Source organism: Pseudomonas sp. MAG733B, assembly GCF_036884845.1.
GTDB lineage: Bacteria > Pseudomonadota > Gammaproteobacteria > Pseudomonadales > Pseudomonadaceae > Aquipseudomonas.
This window is the reverse complement of sequence record NZ_CP145732.1, coordinates 2,547,235-2,563,740: the sequence shown is the minus strand read 5'-3', so window position 1 is coordinate 2,563,740 and position 16,506 is coordinate 2,547,235. Positions and strand designations below refer to the sequence as shown.

13 protein-coding genes are annotated in these 16,506 nt (G+C 59.1%); 5 read left to right on the top strand and 8 right to left on the bottom strand.

All coding sequences use genetic code 11. The annotated features are described in order from the left end of the window. The first annotated feature begins 276 nt into the window (after nucleotides 1-276). Genes mfd through V6Z53_RS11650 form a run of 3 tightly spaced genes read left to right on the top strand, consistent with a single transcriptional unit; the run spans nucleotide 277 to nucleotide 7,020 of the window. Entirely contained in the window at nucleotides 277-3,726 is a 3,450-nt protein-coding gene (gene mfd, locus V6Z53_RS11660) for a transcription-repair coupling factor (protein WP_338585644.1), read from the top strand. A gap of 10 nt (nucleotides 3,727-3,736) precedes the next feature. Continuing rightward, nucleotides 3,737-4,315 (top strand): CsiV family protein, encoded by a 579-nt coding sequence (locus tag V6Z53_RS11655; RefSeq protein WP_338585643.1) that lies wholly within the window; start codon nucleotides 3,737-3,739, stop codon nucleotides 4,313-4,315. A gap of 11 nt (nucleotides 4,316-4,326) precedes the next feature. Next, nucleotides 4,327-7,020 (top strand): DEAD/DEAH box helicase, encoded by a 2,694-nt coding sequence (locus V6Z53_RS11650; RefSeq protein WP_338585642.1) that lies wholly within the window; start codon nucleotides 4,327-4,329, stop codon nucleotides 7,018-7,020. A gap of 115 nt (nucleotides 7,021-7,135) precedes the next feature. On the opposite strand, the gene V6Z53_RS11645 is transcribed toward V6Z53_RS11650, so the two are convergent. The 3 genes from V6Z53_RS11645 to V6Z53_RS11635 all read right to left on the bottom strand — a co-directional run bounded on the left by V6Z53_RS11645 (nucleotide 7,136) and on the right by V6Z53_RS11635 (nucleotide 9,762). Continuing rightward, nucleotides 7,136-7,873: an S-methyl-5'-thioinosine phosphorylase gene (locus V6Z53_RS11645; RefSeq protein ID WP_338585641.1), complete on the bottom strand. Its 738-nt coding sequence runs from the start codon at nucleotides 7,871-7,873 to the stop codon at nucleotides 7,136-7,138. Between the two features lie 12 nt (nucleotides 7,874-7,885). Then, a complete protein-coding gene (gene nagZ / locus V6Z53_RS11640) occupies nucleotides 7,886-8,896 on the bottom strand; it encodes a beta-N-acetylhexosaminidase (RefSeq protein WP_338585640.1) in 1,011 nt (336 codons plus the stop codon). A 158-nt stretch (nucleotides 8,897-9,054) separates the two neighbouring features. Further along, complete coding sequence (locus tag V6Z53_RS11635) at nucleotides 9,055-9,762, bottom strand: TetR family transcriptional regulator (RefSeq protein WP_338585639.1); 708 nt, start codon at nucleotides 9,760-9,762, stop codon at nucleotides 9,055-9,057. Between the two features lie 229 nt (nucleotides 9,763-9,991). Here V6Z53_RS11635 and lexA point away from each other — a divergent pair, with 229 nt between their 5' ends. Both lexA and sulA read left to right on the top strand, forming a co-directional pair. Further along, nucleotides 9,992-10,600, top strand: coding sequence for a transcriptional repressor LexA (lexA, locus tag V6Z53_RS11630; RefSeq protein WP_338585638.1), 609 nt, complete (start codon nucleotides 9,992-9,994; stop codon nucleotides 10,598-10,600). 10 nt (nucleotides 10,601-10,610) lie between these two features. Further along, nucleotides 10,611-11,084, top strand: a complete 474-nt coding sequence (gene sulA / locus V6Z53_RS11625; RefSeq protein ID WP_338585637.1) for an SOS-induced cell division inhibitor SulA — start codon at nucleotides 10,611-10,613, stop codon at nucleotides 11,082-11,084. Nucleotides 11,085-11,167: 83 nt separating this feature from the next. Here sulA and V6Z53_RS11620 read toward each other — a convergent pair whose 3' ends face one another. The 5 genes from V6Z53_RS11620 to fadA all read right to left on the bottom strand — a co-directional run bounded on the left by V6Z53_RS11620 (nucleotide 11,168) and on the right by fadA (nucleotide 16,492). Beyond that, nucleotides 11,168-11,401, bottom strand: coding sequence for a hypothetical protein (locus V6Z53_RS11620; RefSeq protein ID WP_223442005.1), 234 nt, complete (start codon nucleotides 11,399-11,401; stop codon nucleotides 11,168-11,170). Between the two features lie 154 nt (nucleotides 11,402-11,555). Next, nucleotides 11,556-12,080: a DUF6586 family protein gene (locus V6Z53_RS11615; RefSeq protein WP_338585636.1), complete on the bottom strand. Its 525-nt coding sequence runs from the start codon at nucleotides 12,078-12,080 to the stop codon at nucleotides 11,556-11,558. 158 nt (nucleotides 12,081-12,238) lie between these two features. Further along, nucleotides 12,239-14,866 carry a type I DNA topoisomerase gene (topA, locus tag V6Z53_RS11610; protein WP_338585635.1) on the bottom strand — a complete coding sequence of 876 codons (2,628 nt, stop codon included), beginning with the start codon at nucleotides 14,864-14,866 and terminating at the stop codon, nucleotides 12,239-12,241. A gap of 114 nt (nucleotides 14,867-14,980) precedes the next feature. Then, nucleotides 14,981-15,217 (bottom strand): DUF1653 domain-containing protein, encoded by a 237-nt coding sequence (locus tag V6Z53_RS11605; protein WP_075946000.1) that lies wholly within the window; start codon nucleotides 15,215-15,217, stop codon nucleotides 14,981-14,983. Between the two features lie 99 nt (nucleotides 15,218-15,316). Further along, nucleotides 15,317-16,492 carry an acetyl-CoA C-acyltransferase FadA gene (fadA, locus tag V6Z53_RS11600; protein ID WP_150701104.1) on the bottom strand — a complete coding sequence of 392 codons (1,176 nt, stop codon included), beginning with the start codon at nucleotides 16,490-16,492 and terminating at the stop codon, nucleotides 15,317-15,319. Nucleotides 16,493-16,506: the final 14 nt, after the last annotated feature.

Sequence of the window (16,506 nt, the reverse complement as noted above, 5' to 3'; positions counted from 1 at the left end):
GTTCAAAAAATTTACGCTGCGCTAAAGCCCAGTAAAACCGGGGCTTTCAGCACAGTCAATTTTTTGGAGACAACGCTACCTTGTCCGTAACCCTCCGTAACACTCGCTGGTTTTACCACTACATATTCGGTATTTATCAGTAAAAAACCGCGGTTTTTTGTCTTTACCACTACATTTCGCCAAACCTGCGTAATAGACGCAGTCAGCAACTGACAGGCGGCACCCGGGGCCGCTACAATTACCGACTTTGTCGCAACGCTTGGAGCTCAACCTTCCGTGCCTGTTCTGCGTCTACCGCATCTCCCTGCCGCGGCAGGTAAACAGCATTGGGGCAACCTGCCCGGTGCCGCCCTGAGCCTCGCCATCGCCGAGGCCGCCAGCGCTGCCAAGCGCTTTACCCTGCTGCTTACAGCCGACAGCCAAAGTGCCGAACGGCTGGAACAGGAGCTGAGTTTCTTCGCCCCGGATTTGCCGGTGCTGCATTTCCCCGACTGGGAAACCCTGCCCTACGATCTGTTCTCGCCGCACCAGGACATCATTTCCCAGCGCATCGCCAGCCTGTATCGGCTGCCGGAACTGAGCCATGGCGTGTTGGTGGTACCGATCACCACCGCCCTGCATCGCCTCGCACCGACCAAATTCCTGCTCGGCAGCAGCCTGGTGCTGGATGTCGGCCAGAAGCTCGACGTCGAGCAAATGCGCACGCGGCTTGAAGCCACCGGTTACCGCTATGTCGATACCGTTTACGAACACGGCGAATTCACCGTGCGCGGGTCGCTGATCGACCTCTTCCCGATGGGCAGCAAACTGCCGTATCGCATCGACCTGTTCGACGACGAAATCGAAACCCTGCGCACCTTCGATCCGGAAAACCAGCGTTCCATCGACAAGGTCGACTCGGTCAAGCTGCTACCGGCGAAGGAGTTTCCGCTGCAAAAAGAAGCGGTCACTCGCTTCAAGGCGCGGTTCCGCGAGCGCTTCGACGTGGATTTCCGCCGCTGCCCGATTTTCCAGGATTTGAGCAGCGGGATTACCCCGGCCGGTATCGAGTACTACTTGCCGCTGTTCTTCGAGGAAACCTCCACGCTGTTCGATTACCTGCCCCAGGACACTCAAGTGTTCTCGTTGCCCGGCATCGAACAGGCGGCGGAAAACTTCTGGAACGACGTGCGCAACCGCTATGAAGAGCGCCGCGTCGATCCGTCCCGTCCTTTATTACCACCCGCCGAGCTGTTCCTGCCGGTGGAAGACTGCTTCGCACGCCTGAAGAACTGGCCGCGCGTGGTAGCCAGCCAGCAGGATGTGGACAGCGGTGGCGGTCGCGAGCGCTTCCCCGCGCGTGAGTTGCCGAACCTGGCGATTGAAGCCAAGGCCTCGCAGCCGTTGGCGGCGCTGGCGGATTTCCTCGATCAGTTCCCCGGCCGCGTGCTGTTTACCGCCGAGTCCGCGGGCCGTCGCGAAGTGCTGCTGGAGTTGTTGGAACGCCTGAAGCTGCGACCGAAGACCGTCGACAGTTGGCCGGATTTCGTCGCTGGCAAAGAACGCCTGGCGATCACCATCGCGCCGCTGGATGAAGGTTTGTTGCTTGACGATCCAGCCCTGGCGCTGGTTGCCGAAAGCCCGCTGTTCGGTCAACGGGTGATGCAACGCCGTCGCCGCGAAAAACGCGCCGACGCCAACAACGATGCAGTGATCAAGAACCTCACCGAACTGCGCGAAGGCGCGCCGGTGGTGCATATCGACCACGGTGTCGGCCGCTACCTCGGTCTCGCTACGCTGGAAATCGACAACCAGGCCGCCGAGTTCCTTGCGCTGGAATATGCCGAAGGCGCCAAACTTTACGTGCCGGTGGCCAACCTGCATTTGATCGCCCGCTACACCGGCAGCGACGATGCACTGGCCCCACTGCACCGTCTCGGCTCCGAGACCTGGCAGAAAGCCAAGCGCAAAGCTGCCGAGCAGGTGCGCGATGTGGCCGCCGAACTGCTCGACATCTATGCCCGCCGCGCCGCCCGCGAAGGTTATGCCTTCGCCGACCCAAAAGCCGACTACGCCACGTTCAGTGCCGGTTTCCCGTTCGAAGAAACCCCCGACCAGCAAACCACCATCGAAGCCGTGCGCGAAGACATGCTAGCGCCCAAACCGATGGATCGACTGGTGTGCGGTGACGTGGGCTTCGGTAAGACCGAAGTGGCGATGCGCGCCGCGTTCATCGCGGTTCACGGCGGTCGCCAAGTGGCGATTCTGGTGCCGACCACCCTGCTTGCCCAGCAGCACTACAACAGTTTCCGCGACCGCTTTGCCGATTGGCCGGTCACCGTGGAAGTGATGAGCCGCTTCAAGTCGACCAAGGAAGTCAACGCGGCGGTCGCGGATCTGGCCGAAGGCAAGATCGACATCGTCATCGGCACGCACAAGCTGCTGCAGGACGACGTAAAAATCAAAAACCTCGGCCTCGTCATCATCGACGAAGAACACCGTTTCGGTGTGCGCCAGAAGGAACAGCTCAAGGCGCTGCGCAGTGAAGTCGACATTCTCACGCTGACCGCCACGCCGATCCCGCGCACGCTGAACATGGCAGTGTCGGGCATGCGCGACCTGTCGATCATCGCCACGCCGCCAGCCCGTCGCCTGTCGGTTCGCACCTTCGTCATGGAGCAGAACAAGAGCACGGTCAAAGAGGCCTTGCTGCGCGAGTTGCTACGTGGCGGTCAGGTCTACTACCTGCATAACGACGTGAAGACCATCGAGAAATGCGCCGCTGACCTCGCCGAGCTGGTGCCGGAAGCACGGATCGGCATCGGCCACGGGCAGATGCGCGAACGCGATCTCGAACAGGTGATGAGCGACTTCTACCACAAGCGCTTCAACGTGCTGATTGCCTCGACCATCATCGAGACCGGCATCGACGTACCGAGCGCCAATACCATCATCATCGAGCGTGCCGACAAGTTCGGCCTGGCGCAACTGCACCAGTTGCGCGGCCGTGTTGGACGCAGTCACCACCAGGCGTATGCGTACCTGCTGACCCCACCGCGCCAGCAAATCACCCCGGACGCGGAAAAGCGTCTGGAGGCGATCGCCAATACCCAGGACCTTGGCGCGGGCTTCGTGCTCGCCACCAACGACCTGGAAATCCGTGGCGCCGGCGAACTGCTCGGCGACGGCCAGAGCGGGCAGATCCAGGCGGTCGGCTTCACGCTGTACATGGAAATGCTCGAACGCGCGGTGAAGTCGATCCGCAAGGGTGAACAGCCAAACCTCGATCAACCGTTGGGCGGTGGTCCGGAAGTCAACCTGCGGGTACCGGCGTTGATTCCCGAAGACTATCTGCCGGACGTTCACGCCCGCCTGATTCTCTACAAGCGCATCGCCTCGGCCACCGATGAAGAAGGTCTCAAGGATTTGCAGGTGGAGATGATCGATCGTTTCGGCCTGTTGCCGGAGCCGACCAAGAACCTGATGCGCATCACCGCCCTGAAATTGCAGGCCGAGTTGTTGGGTATCAAGAAAGTCGATGGCGGCCCGCAGGGCGGGCGAATCGAGTTCGCGACGCAGACCCCGGTCGACCCGCTGACCCTGATCAAACTGATCCAGAGCCAGCCAAAACGCTACAAATTCGAAGGCGCGACGATGTTTAAATTCCAGGTCCCGATGGAACGCCCGGAAGAGCGCTTTAATACTGTAGAGGCGCTGTTCGAGCGCCTCATCCCGAAAACTGCTTGAAGGACGCCGCATGCGCCTGTTTCGCTCACTGACCTTGCTGACAACGTTAATCACAGCGCTGGTCGCACCCACGGCGTTTGCCGATGATCTGTATCAGATTGAAATGATTCTGGTGCGGCAGAATGCCGTGCCGGCGATTGACAGCCGCGCAGCGCCGGAAGACTGGGATGCCGGTGCCCAACGCATCAACCCTGACAGCTTTCGCACGCCAAGCCTGAACCCTGAAGTGGAAAAGCTCACCGCCAGCAACGACTACACCGTGTTGCTGCACAAGGCCTGGCAACAAAACCTTGGCGAGGAAGCCACCAAAGTTGCGATCAGCGACGGCAAGGAACAGTTCGGCCAGTTTCCGATTGAAGGCACCCTCAGTGTCAAACTGGGGCGTTTCACCGATGTTGACGCCGACTTCTGGGTCAACCAGTTCAACTCCGATGGCCTCGTGACCGCCAGCGAACGCCTGAAACAGGAAAGCCACACCAAAAACGGTCAGCTGAACTTCCTCGACGCCGGCCATCTCGGCCTGCTGATCAAGATCACTTCATTGACGGCGCCTGCTCCCCGGGAAGCCCCTGAAGTGGTCCCAGACTGATCGAAGCCTCCATGTCCGCGACCCTGAGCAAACCCCTGGCACCTTCCTGGGTCAGCCGATTCAAGGAACAGAGCCTGGAGCGTGGCCGTCGCTACGCACTGGAAAACCGCGTCAGGATCGTCGAGGCCGGCGACGCCACGATCATCGCCGCTTGCGAGGGCTCTGGCGGTAACGTTTACCGTCAGACCATTCGCTTGCGCGAGTCAGCCAAAGGCACTTTGCTGATGGTCGATGCCACATGCTCCTGCCCCGTCCACAGCAACTGCAAACATTGCGCGGCGGTATTGCTGCAAGTGCAGGAAACACTCAACTACCCCGCCGCCGCCAAAGACGCCGAGCTGCTGGAAAAACTCCAGGCCGTATTGGAAAACCGTAGCCCAAAGGCTCCGCCACAAGTGCTGGTAGACAATGTGCAACCGGTACCGCGCCTGTGGCTGGCGAGCATTGAATTCAGTGCTTTCGAACCGCGCAACGGGCGGATGCAGCGTTACATCCAGCATCGCGCGGCGCTGTCCTTCAGTTATCTGGACGAGTACGTTTCCGGACAGAAAAACACCGACATCCTGATCCGACAGGAAACACAGACGTTACGGATAAAGCGGCATCCGGAAGTGGAACAATCCTACCGGGAACAGCTACGAATCCTCGGTTTCAAAATCGCCACTCGACAAAGCAAGGCTCTGCCGGAAAGCGCCGGCGAGCTATTTGAGATGCTCAATGACAGCGCCTGGCTGACCTTCACCCTCAACGAACTGCCGAAGCTGCGCACCCAGGGCTGGGAATTGCAGATCAACGAGGATTTCGGTTTCGACCTGACGGCGGTGGACGACTGGTACGCCACGGTTGAACAGGCGCCGGAACGTGACTGGTTCGACCTGGAATTGGGGATCATCGTCAACGGTGAGCGGCTCAGCCTGTTGCCCATCCTGCTGAACCTGATGCGCTCGCACACCGAAATTCTCAACCCGGAGCGACTGGCCCGACGTCGCGACGACGAGCTGATTCTGGTCAACATTCCCAACCGCCCGAACTCCGAGTACGGCCCCTTGCAAGTCGCCCTGCCCTTCGGCCGTTTGAAGCCGGTACTGGCAACACTCGGCGATTTCTATCTGCAGGGGCCCGGCGAAACCGCACTGCGCTTGAGCAAGGCCGACGCCACGCGCCTGAACCCGCTGGAAGACTTGCCGCTGCTTTGGGAGGGTGGAGAACAGATCCGCACCTTTGCCCAACGTCTGCGCGACATCAAGGACTACACCGCCGTCGCACCGGAAGGCCTGAACGCAACGTTGCGCCCGTATCAGCTTGAAGGTTTGAGCTGGATGCAGTCGCTTCGGCAACTGGAGGTTGGCGGGATTCTCGCGGATGACATGGGCCTGGGCAAAACCTTGCAAACCCTGGCGCATGTGCTCACCGAGAAAATCGCCGGTCGCCTCGACCGCCCGTGCATGGTGGTAATGCCGACCAGTCTGATCCCCAACTGGCTCGATGAGGCGGCGCACTTCACGCCGCAGCTCAAAGTATTGGCGTTGTACGGCGCGAGCCGCAAAAAGCATTTCGATAACCTGGCGGATTACGACCTGATCCTGACCACTTATGCGTTGCTGCCCAAGGATGTCGAACGCCTGGCGGCGCAGCCGTTGCACGTTCTGGTGCTGGACGAAGCGCAGTACATCAAGAATCCGAACAGCAAGGCCGCGCAGGCCGCCCGTGAGTTGAACGCCCGTCAGCGTTTGTGCCTGAGCGGCACACCTTTGGAAAACCACTTGGGCGAGTTGTGGTCGCTGTTTCACTTTCTGCTGCCGGGCTGGCTCGGCGACGTGAAAAGCTTCAACCGCGATTACCGCGTACCGATTGAAAAGCGCACCAGCGAAGTAAGACTTCAGCACCTAAACGGTCGGATCAAACCTTTCCTGCTACGCCGGACCAAGGAACAGGTGGCCACCGAACTGCCGCCGAAAACCGAAATCATCCACTGGGTCGAGCTCAACGAAGCCCAACGTGACGTATACGAAACCATGCGCCTGGCCATGGACAAGAAAGTCCGCGACGAGATCACCCGCAAAGGCGTGGCCCGCAGCCAGATCATCATTCTTGAAGCACTGCTGAAACTGCGTCAGGTGTGCTGCGATTTGCGCCTGGTCAACGATGCCGCCCTGCCGGCTCGCGGCAGCACCTCGGGCAAGCTCGACAGCCTGATGGAAATGCTCGAAGAGTTGTTCGAAGAAGGCCGACGGATCCTGCTGTTCTCGCAATTCACTTCGATGCTGTCATTGATCGAGGACGAACTGAAAAAACGCGGTGTGGCCTATGCACTGCTGACCGGACAGACCCGCGATCGCCGAACACCCGTGAAGGATTTCCAGAGCGGCAAGCGTCAGATTTTTCTCATCAGCCTGAAGGCCGGTGGCGTCGGCCTGAACCTGACGGAAGCAGACACCGTGATTCATTACGACCCTTGGTGGAACCCGGCAACTGAAAATCAGGCGACCGACCGCGCTTATCGCATTGGCCAAGAGAAGCCGGTGTTCGTCTACAAGTTGATCGCGCGTGGCACGGTGGAAGAGAAGATTCAGCACTTGCAGAAAGAGAAATCCGACCTTGCGGCGGGCGTACTGGATGGGCGTCAGGCTGGGGACTGGAAATTGCAGAATGATGACATTGAGGCGTTGTTTGCGCCGTTACCGGATAAGCTCGAAAAGCGCTGAGACTTGTAGTGTCTGATAGATCGCCATCGCGAGCAGGCTCGCTCCTACAGGGTATTCACTGATCCTGTGGGAGCGAGCCTGCTCGCGATGAATCCAACTCAGTCTGTAGCCGGGCTCAGCCTTTAAGCACTCGCGCCAACGTCGATTTCACCTTACCCATCCCGTCATGCAACGCCTGCTCGATCTCGGCCATGGTAATCACTGCCGTCGACTTGCCCGCCGCCGGGTTCACCACCAGCGCCAGACAGGCGTAATCCAGTTCCAGCTCACGGGCCAATGCCGCTTCCGGCATTCCGGTCATGCCGACGATGTCGCAACCGTCACGCTCCAGACGCGCGATCTCGGCCACGGTTTCCAGGCGCGGGCCCTGGGTGCAGGCATACACGCCATGACTGCTGTAACCAACGCTTTCAGCCGCCAGTGCCACAATCAATTGCTGACGCAGCGGCTCGCTGTACGGATAGCTGAAATCGATGTGCGTGACCTGCTCCAGGTCATCGGCGAAATAGGTGTGCTGACGACCGCTGGTGTAGTCGATCAACTGATGCGGCACGCAGAAATGCCCGGTGCCCATCGCCGCATGAATACCACCCACGGCGTTGACCGCGAGAATCGCTTCGGCGCCTGCCTGTTTCAGCGCCCAGAGGTTGGCGCGGTAATTCACCTGATGCGGCGGGAAGCGGTGCGGATGACCGTGGCGCGCGAGGAACAGTACTTCCTTGCCGGCGTACTCGCCGATCTGTACATCGGCCGAAGGCGCACCGTAAGGGGTGTCGACCGCCAATGACTGACGAATGTTCAGGCCTTCGAGCTGAGTCAGGCCGGTACCACCGATAATCGCGTAAACCGTCATAACGAACAGTCCTTAATCAATCAATTGAGCTTCTTTGAGCGCGCCGACGGCTGCCAGCCAGCGCGGGTCCTGACGGTATTCAGTGGATGCGAACGACTGACCGCGCATCCGCGCGATTCGCTCGGATGGCTTGACCTTCAGGCGCTGGGCGGCACTCAGGGCGAGCTCGGCAGCCGCACGATCATTGCACACCAGCCCCATGTCACAACCGGCGGTCAAGGCCGCTTCAATTCGGCTGGCGGCATCGCCGACCACAAGGGCGCCGGCCATGGACAGGTCGTCGCTGAAAATCACCCCGTCGAATTGCAACTCGCCACGCAGGATGTCCTGCAACCAGCGACGGGAGAAACCGGCGGGTTGGGAATCGACTTGCGGGTAGATAACGTGAGCCGGCATGACGGCGGCCAGTTGCCTGCTGAGTTTGGCGAACGGCACCAGGTCGTTGGCACGGATCTCGTCGAGGCTGCGCTCGTCGTTCGGGATCGCCACGTGGGAGTCCGCCTCGGCCCAGCCGTGACCAGGGAAATGCTTGCCGGTAGCGGCCATGCCAGCGCTGTTCATGCCGCGAATGAACGCACCCGCCAGTAGCGCTGCACGCTCAGGATCGCCTTCGAACGAACGGGTGCCGACCACAGCGCTGCGCTGATAATCGAGATCAAGGACCGGGGCGAAGCTCAGGTCCAGGCCAACAGCGAGCACTTCGGTGGCCATGATCCAGCCACACTGCTCGGCCAGATATTCGGCATTTGGGTTATCGGCAATCGCACGCATGGCCGGCAGCCGGACAAAACCCTGACGCAGACGCTGAACCCGCCCGCCTTCCTGGTCCACCGCCAACAGCAGATCGGGGCGAATGGCGCGAATCGATGCGCTCAACTCGCGGACCTGACGCGGGTGTTCGATGTTGCGGGCAAAAATGATCAGGCCGCCCACTTCGGGCTGGCGCAACAATTGGCGATCTTCGGCCGTCAGCCAGGTACCGGCGACGTCCACCATCAACGAGCCTTGCAGGCCAGCAGTCATAGAGATTCCTTGATAACGATAAATCCGGCTCGCGCCGATACGCCGCCAAGGGCTGTGCCCGGCAGGTCGGCGATAAAAATTGGGAGCGGATTAAAAACGAGAGTCGGCATGGGCGGCTAGCTTAGCGGATGTAAGCTGCCGCGCCCACCCGTGCGCGGTCAAACCTTGGCGGCAACCGGTGTCGATTTGCTACGTGGACGCAACTGCGCAGTAGCCATGGCCGTGTCGGTAACACCGGACTCTGCACGCATGCCGGCCGCGAGGAACGGCACCATCAGACGCATGACCTGCTCGATGGAGGTGTTAACCCCGAAGTCGGTCTCGGCAATTGCACGCAGCGCCTTGATGCCGGACATGCTGAACGCCGCCGCACCGAGCATGAAGTGCACGCGCCAGAACAATTCGATTGGAGGAATACGCGGTGCGGCTTCGTTAACCAGCATCATGTAGCGGCGAAATACCTTGCCGTACATGTCTTCCAGATAACGACGCAAATGCCCCTGGCTCTGACTGAAGGCCAGCCCCAGCAACCGCATGAAGATAGACAAATCGTTGCCACTACGCGGCTGAACCACCAGGGCCTGCTCGACGAGGATCTCCAGCAGTTCTTCGAGCGAGGGCTTGATTTCAGGCTTGGCCTGGCGCCGCTCCAGCTCTTTATCGAGGCTGATGCAGAATGGCCCGAGGAATCGTGAGAAAACCGCCTGGATCAGCGCCTTCTTCGAACCGAAGTGATAGTTCACCGCCGCCAGATTGACACCGGCCTTGCTGGTGATCAAACGCAATGAGGTTTCAGCGAAACCTTTTTCCGCGAACAACTGCTCGGCAGCATCAAGAATGCGTTCAACGGTTTCCGACTGGGCCATGGCTACTCCGCCTGACAAACACTTGTTTGAAACATACGTTTCAGCCTGTGCCTTGTCAAGCCTGGCAGTTCGTTTTGGGAATGGTCAGTCAGACATTTAACCATACAACCGCAAAGCTTCAATCAGCAGGCTGATCGACCGTCTGGCGGCGGGCAAAAAAACGGGCATTGCCAAGACCGCTTCACTGTATATAATCCCAGTCACTGTATAAAAAAACAGAGCGATCAATATGCTAAAGCTGACGCCACGCCAAGCCGAGATTCTGGCCTTCATCAAACGCTGCCTGGAAGACAACGGCTACCCTCCGACCCGTGCGGAAATCGCTCAGGAACTGGGTTTCAAATCGCCCAACGCGGCGGAAGAACATCTCAAGGCACTGGCCCGCAAGGGCGCGATCGAAATGACCCCGGGCGCATCCCGCGGAATTCGCATCCCGGGCTTCGAAGCCAAGGCCGATGACTCCACCTTGCCGATCATTGGTCGAGTGGCGGCCGGCGCGCCGATCCTCGCCCAGCAACACGTTGAAGAGTCCTGCAACATCAATCCTGCTTTCTTCCATCCACGCGCTGACTATCTGCTGCGGGTGCACGGCATGAGCATGAAGGACGTGGGTATTTTCGACGGCGATCTGCTGGCCGTCCATACCACCCGCGAGGCCCGCAATGGCCAGATCGTGGTTGCGCGGATCGGTGACGAAGTGACCGTCAAGCGTTTCAAGCGTGACGGCAGCAAGGTCTGGCTGATTGCCGAAAACCCGGATTTCGCCCCTATCGAAGTAAACCTTAAAGATCAGGAACTGGTGATCGAAGGCTTGAGCGTTGGCGTGATTCGCCGCTAAAGGAGGCTTTATGCAGTTCCCACACACATCACAGCAAGCCCAACTGCCACTGCTGTTCGAGGCATTCCTGGCGCCAATGGCGCCGATTCTGAAGGAAGTGGTCGAGTCGCCCTGGAGCGCCGAACCCGAGGTTTTCAGTGAATTGTCTCTGCGTGGTGCAGCCGGGAACTGCCTGAACCTTCTGGCTCCAATCCTCCGGGAATTGAGCGACGATCAAGACGCGCGCTGGCTGACACTAATCGCCCCACCTGCCAGCCTGACCCAGACCTGGTTACGGGATGCCGGCCTCAATCGCGAACGCATTCTGATACTGCAACCACGCGGAACCCAGAGTGCCCAGCAATTGACCTGCGAAGCCCTTCGTCTCGGTCGCAGTCACACGGTCGTCAGCTGGCTCAATCCGCTGAGCACTACTTCGCGGCAACAGCTAGTCAGCGCCGCCCGGACCGGGGACGCACAAAGCCTGAACATTCGATTGGGTTAGGGGGCGCGGTGAACAACGCAGGGCTTCTCAAAGGATAGAGAAGCCGATCTGGAGCGGTAGTGGATAAATTCGACGGACGGGTATCAATGAAGAACCCGTGAACCCTCTTCCTTCTCAAATTCACCTTCAACCAAGCGTCCGGCCATCTGAACGCCAACACTCAACATCGCTTTGGCGACTTCGACATGCTGACCTTGCAGGAATGCTTTGGCGTCCTCGGAGAAATCCAAAGTAACCAGAGAACCCTCGTCCTCGGCCCTACGCAGCTCGATACGGCCGTCTGGCAACTCGACAATTTCTAGAAAGGACGTTGGCATAAAGGTTGGTTCTCCACGAAAGGCGGGGATTATATAGGCATCAGCCAGGCTTCGCTCGGGATCTTGACCAGATGCCATCACGAAGAGAAATTTCTGACAACACTCTTCCCTGAACGGATAGCCTTGTAGGCCATCCGTTAAAACATTCCCTATTTCAGCACTCGTTCAAGCCTTCGCGAAAGCGGATCGCCAGGCTTTTGAGGTTCTGACGCCAGCTCTCCAGCTCCTCACGACTCAGCTCTTGGGGCGCCTCTTCTTCATCCAGGTTGACTGCCACGATCAGCGGCTGTGTCACGTCACCTTTAGGCTTGCGCGGCGCCCTTGGTGGCTGAAACAGCACAGCATTAGCCGCCAGCAGCTTGGCCAGCCAGGTTTCCGCATTGTTGGCGAGCTCGACCATCTCGGCCATTTCAGGAATGGCGATGCTGTCCAGCACTTCGCGAGTCAGCAGAGATTCTGCCCGGGCCGCATTGGCCTGAGGCAAACGATAGAATCCGGCGATTTCGTGACACAGCCCCAGCAGCGCGCCGTACAGGTGAAACAACGCCGATTCGCGGTTAGCCTGAATCAGCGCCAGGGAATTCATCGCCCGCCCCTCTTCAGCCTTGGCGAGCGCTTCCAGCGACAGGCCGGCGAAATAAATCTTCTGGTTGGTACGGGTATAGAGTTCGTGGGCCATGACGGCAGCCTCCACAGCGAAATAATTGCTTCACACAGGTCGGACAGTGTCGTGGATCACCCGATCTGATCGCAAGCCCTCCTTTTTACAGGAGCACCAAAAAGGCCGCATGAAAACCCCAAGGGTTGTCATGCGGCCTTTTCAGTTACCGCGATGCTTTAAGCCTTCGCAGCTGGACGCTTGTCTTCAACGGTCCACTTGCCGCCGTCGTAATACGCTTTCCAGCCAGTCGGCTTGCCGTCGACTTCGGTCTGCACGTATTGCTCTTTGGTCTTGCGGCTGTAACGGATCACAGCCGGGAGGCCGTCCGGATCTTTCTTCGGTGCTTCACAGAGGAAGTGGTACTTCGGATCGATCTCATCCTTGTGCGGGATGATTTCCATGACCAGCGGCGCACGGGTCTCGCGGTTTTTCGGGAACTGGCTGGCCGCCAGGAACAGGCCGGACGCACCGTCGCGCAGGATGTAGGTGTCGTTGACCTTTTCGCATTTCAGCTCAGGCATCTTCACCGGGTCCATCTTCGGCGGCGCCGCATCACCGCTCTTCAGCAGTTTGCGGGTGTTCTTGCAGGTGGGATTGGTGCAACCGAAGAACTTGCCGAAACGGCCGGTCTTGAGTTGCATCTCGCTGCCGCACTTGTCGCACTCCAGGCTCGGACCTTCGTAGCCTTTGATGCGATAGGTGCCCTCTTCGATTTCGTAGCCATCGCAATCCGGGTTGTTACCGCAGATGTGCAACTTGCGCTTCTCATCGAGCAGGTAGGCATCCATCGCCGTGCTGCAGATCGGGCAGCGATGCTTGCCACGCAATACCAGCGATTCCGACTCGCCTTCGTCATCCGCAGCGATTTCATCGCCTGGTACGAGGTTGACGGTCGCCTTGCAGCGCTCTTTCGGTGGCAGGCTGTAGCCTGAGCAACCGAGGAACACGCCAGTCGATGCGGTACGAATCTGCATCGGACGGCCGCAAGTCGTGCACGGAATGTCGGTCATTACCGGCTGGTTGGCACGCATGCCACTTTCCGGACTTTCGGCTACTTCGAGCTTCTTCTTGAAGTCGCCGTAGAATTCGTCGAGCACGTTTTTCCAGTCGCGTTCGCCCTGGGCCACGTCATCGAGATGTTCTTCCATGCCGGCGGTGAAGCCGTAGTCCATCAGGTTGGAGAAGCTTTCGGACAGACGCTCGGTGACGATGTCGCCCATCTTTTCCGAGTAAAAACGGCGGTTGTGCAGCGCCACGTAGCCACGGTCCTGGATGGTCGAAATGATTGCCGCGTAGGTCGAAGGACGACCGATGCCGCGTTTTTCCATTTCTTTTACCAGGCTGGCTTCCGAGTAACGCGCCGGCGGCTTGGTGAAGTGCTGGGTCGGATCAAGCTTGATCAGCTTCATCGCGTCGCCCTGGGCCATGTCCGGCAGTACATCGTCATCGCCTGGCTTGGCGATTTGCGGCATCACACGGGTGTAACCGTCGAATTTGAGAATACGGCCCTTGGCACGCAGCTCGAAGTCGCCGGCACCGACAGTGACCGTGGTCGACAGGTATTGCGCCGGTAGCATCTGGCAAGCGAGGAACTGGCGCCAGATCAGCTCGTAGAGGCGCTCTGCGTCACGCTCCATGCCCGACAGCTTGCTTGGCTCGGTATTGGCGTCGGAAGGACGAATCGCTTCGTGAGCCTCTTGTGCGCCTTCCTTGCTGCTGTAGACGTTCGGGTTTTCCGGCAGGTACTTCTTGCCGAACTCGCCTTCAATATAAGTACGAGCCATCGCCACGGCATCAACCGAGAGGTTGGTCGAGTCGGTACGCATGTAAGTGATGTAGCCGGCTTCGTACAGACGCTGGGCCATCATCATGGTTTTCTTCACACCGAAGCCCAGGCGGTTACTTGCGGCCTGTTGCAGAGTGGAAGTGATGAACGGTGCCGACGGCTTGCTGCTGGTCGGTTTGTCTTCACGCTTGACGATGCTGTAACTGGAAGCCTTGAGCTTCTCTAGCGCGGCCATCGCCTGGGCTTCGTTGAGCGGTTTGAACGCTTCGCCCTTCTCGCGAGCCACGTCGAAACGCACGGTCGCGCCTTTGGCGGTGCCCAGATCAGCGTGCACTTCCCAGTACTCTTCCGGGATGAACGCGCGAATTTCACGCTCACGCTCAACCACCAGCTTCACGGCAACCGATTGCACACGGCCGGCGGACAAGCCACGGGCGATCTTGGCCCACAGCAACGGCGAAACCATGTAACCCACGACGCGGTCGAGGAAACGACGCGCCTGCTGGGCGTTGACGCGATCGATATCCAGCTCGCCTGGTTTGGAGAAGGCTTCCTGAATCGCCTTCTTGGTGATTTCGTTGAACACCACGCGCTTGTAGCGGGTGTCGTCACCACCGATGGCTTCGCGCAGGTGCCAGGCAATGGCTTCCCCCTCGCGGTCCAAGTCGGTTGCGAGATAGATGGTGTCAGCATCTTTGGCGAGCCTGCGCAGCTCTTCGATGACCTTTTCCTTGCCCGGGAGGATCTCGTACTTGGCTTTCCAGCCATGATCCGGATCGACCCCCATGCGCGCGACCAGCTGCTTGCGCGCCTTTTCTTTAGGCGACAAGGCCGGCGCTTCGCCCGCAGCAGCCTTGCCGCGCTTGGCGGCTGGCTCTTTGCTGGCGCTAGCCGAACCGCTGGTGGGCAGGTCTCGGATATGGCCGATACTCGACTTCACCACGTATTCGTTGCCCAAATACTTGTTGATGGTCTTGGCCTTAGCCGGGGATTCCACAATGACCAGCGATTTGCCCATGGATCAGAAAATTCCTGAATTCGAGAAGTGAAAGGCGGTTGGCGCCTGACGCGGCACCGCTATATATAGTGGCAACAAGATGAGGTCAAGCGCAGGGGTTAGCGCGAACTCAGCTTATGGCTTGGTAAAAAGGCTTTCTTCGACCTGCACCAAAGCAAAGCGTGGCACCTGTTCGCCGTCAACTTCGACCGACTCCAGGAACATGCTCAAGGGACGTACCCAAAAGCCGTAATCGCCATACAGGGCTTGGTAGAAGACCACTTCTTCCTCGGTTTCCGAATGCCGCGCAACACTGAATACGCGGTACTGCGGACCTTTGTAATGTTGGTAGAGCCCAGGTTGTATCGGCATGCTTTGGCCCTCACTCAAATTTTTTCAAAATAAAAACAAAAATAAATCCGGAAAAACAAAAACCGGGGCACTTGGCCCCGGCTTCCATCGACGAAACGCTTAAACGCGTTCGAAGACGGTGGAGATACCTTGGCCGAGACCAATGCACATGGTGGCTACCCCGAGGTTGCCGCCATTTTGCTTCATCACGTTGAGCAAAGTGCCCGAGATACGCGCACCGGAGCAACCGAACGGGTGGCCCAGGGCGATAGCGCCGCCGTGCAGGTTAACCTTCTCGTTCATCTTGTCGAGCACTTTCAGATCTTTCAGCACTGGCAGGGCCTGTGCGGCGAAAGCTTCGTTGAGCTCGAAGAAGTCGATGTCGGAAATGCTCAGACCTGCGCGCTTCAATGCTTTTTGTGTGGCCGGTACTGGACCATAGCCCATGATCGCCGGGTCCACACCTGCCACTGCCATCGAGCGAATCACCGCCAGAGGCTGAATGCCCAGGTCCTGTGCACGCTGCGCCGACATCACGATCATGCACGAAGCACCATCGGTGATCTGCGACGAAGTACCGGCTGTCACGGTGCCGCCCTTCGGGTTAAACGCTGGCTTCAATGCCGCCAGGCTTTCCAGGGTGGTTTCCGGACGAATGGTTTCGTCGTAGTCGAAGGTTTTCAGGAAACCGTTCTCGTCGTAACCCTGCATCGGGATGATTTCGTCTTTGAACTTGCCTTCCACGGTCGCTTTATGGGCGAGTTGGTGGGAGCGCACGCCGAAAGCGTCCTGCTGTTCGCGAGTGATGCCGTGCATTTTGCCCAGCATTTCAGCGGTCAGGCCCATCATGCCCGAGGCTTTCGCCGCGTACAGAGACATGTGCGGGTTCGGATCGACACCGTGCATCATGCTCACGTGGCCCATGTGCTCTACGCCGCCGACGACGAACACGTCACCGTTGCCGGTCATGATCGCTTGCGCAGCAGTGTGCAGCGCGCTCATGGACGAGCCACACAGACGGCTGACGGTCTGGCCGGCCGAGGTGTGCGGGATCTGGGTCATCAGCGACGCCATGCGCGCGATGTTCCAGCCCTGCTCCAGGGTCTGGTTGACGCAGCCCCAGATCACGTCTTCGACTTCGCTCGGGTCAACCTTGACGTTGCGTTCCAGCAGTTTGCTGATCAGGTGCGCCGACATGTCTTCGGCGCGGGTGTTGCGGTGCATGCCGCCCTTGGAGCGGCCCATCGGAGTACGACCGAAGTCGACAATCACGACGTCTCTAGGATTCAAGCTCATAAGTTCACTCTCAC